This is a genomic window from Mycoplasmopsis alligatoris A21JP2 (genome assembly GCF_000178375.1).
GTDB classification, from domain to species: domain Bacteria; phylum Bacillota_I; class Bacilli_A; order Mycoplasmatales; family Metamycoplasmataceae; genus Mycoplasmopsis; species Mycoplasmopsis alligatoris.
This window is the reverse complement of sequence record NZ_ADNC01000031.1, coordinates 1-2147: the sequence shown is the minus strand read 5'-3', so window position 1 is coordinate 2147 and position 2147 is coordinate 1. Positions and strand designations below refer to the sequence as shown.

The window sequence follows — 2147 nt, the reverse complement described above, 5'->3', positions numbered from 1 at the left end:
TGTAATTAATAATATTTATGAAAATGTAAAAAACATTGATCTTAAAAATGTTTCTAAAAATGATGCAGCAGCAAAATTCTCTAAAGCTATAAATGATGGAGTATTAAGTATTATTAGTAATGATCAAGGTCAATTATCTTTAAATGCTATTTTAGGTAAAAAAGACTTAGTTGAAGCTTTAATAGCTAAAATTGGGTATTCAGATTATGTTGATTTTATAAACTTATTGTTTGATACATCAAATGTTGAGAAAAAAACTGGTATTTTTAAAATGTTACAAGATATTATTGATCCTAAAGAGTCTTCAAAAGGTTCAAACCTATCTATGGATGTAAGCATTTTTGATATTTCAGATAAAACTCAAAAACTGTTAATTGAATTATTTAAGCCTATGTACGATGTCATGTTTGAAGAAATAGTAAAAGAAAATTCATTCTACAAGCAAAAAGATTCATTCTATAAAGATCATAGAGGATATAAAGCGCTATATAGAACATCTATATCTTTATTATGAATTGCTGCTGATTCATTAATAAAAGATGGTAAATCATTCTTTATTTGAAACGCTACAAATACAACTTTAGAAGGTATTGTAAATAGCGCAATGTATCATGCTTTTTATGCATCTAGAGGAAAATATTTAGAAAAATTAAAAAAACTAAATGGGACTGAACTATCTAAAGTTGGTGCAAATCGTTATGTAGATTTTGTAAAAGAATTTATTGTAGGTAACAGATCAAATGGTACTACAGAATGAAATTACTGAAGAACACAAGCTCTTGCATATATTTATTATTCTAGATCTGATAGAAAAGATAGACATAGCAATAACAGTAAAAAAGAAGTACTTTATGAGTCACTTAAAAAAGGATACTTATGAAGAATTCAAAATGAATAATTTTATAATTAATTAAGGCACTTACATAGTGTCTTTTTTAATAATGGTGAGATATTATAGAAATTTAAATAATTATTCATTTAATTATAATATGGAACATGTCAGATAAATGAATAATAATAAAAGCTAAAAGAAAAGATAAAGATATGTAAGTGTTTGTATATTTAAAAGGATATGGAATAAAGTGTTTTTTCAAACTATAGAATTAGGTAGTTTAGAAGAATTTAAAGTTAGTTATACAAATTTGATTGGTTCATGTTTGAATTAATGAGCATATAAAAGGTTATCTTATATTATTCATATTATCAACAATAGTTTTTAAATATTCTATTTATGTAGTTAATTATTTTTTAAATAAAAATGGAAGTATTACAAATAACTAATATAGATTGAAAAACGCTTTAGCAATGTAATTATAATGTTTATAAAGTAACCGGAAAAATACTTAATACTAAAAATTACAAACAAAACAATCTTGTATCAATTGGTGATTATTAATAATTAATATCTCATTTAATAAATATTTCAATAGTAAATAAATAACAAAAAATACACATTCGCCTATTTTATAGGGGAATGTGTATTTTTTTATTTCCTAACTTGGAAACTAAAAAAACGCAAACCAATATATCCAAGAGAATGTGAGTTTTTTTGTTTTTTAGTTGTAAAAAATTAAAAATTAGTTATTATTTAGTTTTCTTAAAACTTCTAATTTAAATTCATCTATCGGTAAAGTAACACCTGTGTTTCCAAGTTATTAAAGAAATTACAATTGGTGTATATCTATAGATATACATTTTTTATTTTTTTAAAAAATATACATTGTTTACTATTGAATATGGTATAATAAAGGCATGCATGATAAATGAATAATAATAAAAGCTAAAAGAAAAGATAAAGTATACGTAAGCGCTTGTATATCAAAAGGATTTGGTAAAGTTGTTTTTCGAACTATAGGATTAGGCAGTTTAGAAGAATTAACTAAATTGAACAAAGAAGCTATTGCAACATTGAAAAATAAATGTCTAGAACTAAGCACAGAAACTCCTAACGAAGTTGTAAAACAAGATCTACTAAATTCACTCTCTTCATCTGTATTTGAGCATGAAATAGTTAATTATGGAATTTCTAGTTTATACAAAATGATTAATAAATTAAATTTATTTAGAGATTTGCCAAAACAAACACAAAATATAGAGAATAATTGAATATATATTGCAAGAGATATCGATCCATCGTCTATTATTCA

At 23.4% G+C, this 2147-nt stretch carries 1 protein-coding gene and 1 pseudogene; both read left to right on the top strand.

Annotated features, from left to right (window positions below; translation table 4 throughout):
- Nucleotides 1–898: hypothetical protein (locus MALL_RS04535; protein ID WP_005684039.1), on the top strand; the 898-nt coding region annotated here is incomplete at its 5' end.
- A gap of 854 nt (nt 899–1752) precedes the next feature.
- A pseudogene (locus MALL_RS04155) lies at nt 1753–2147 on the top strand (IS1634 family transposase); the annotation flags it as partial.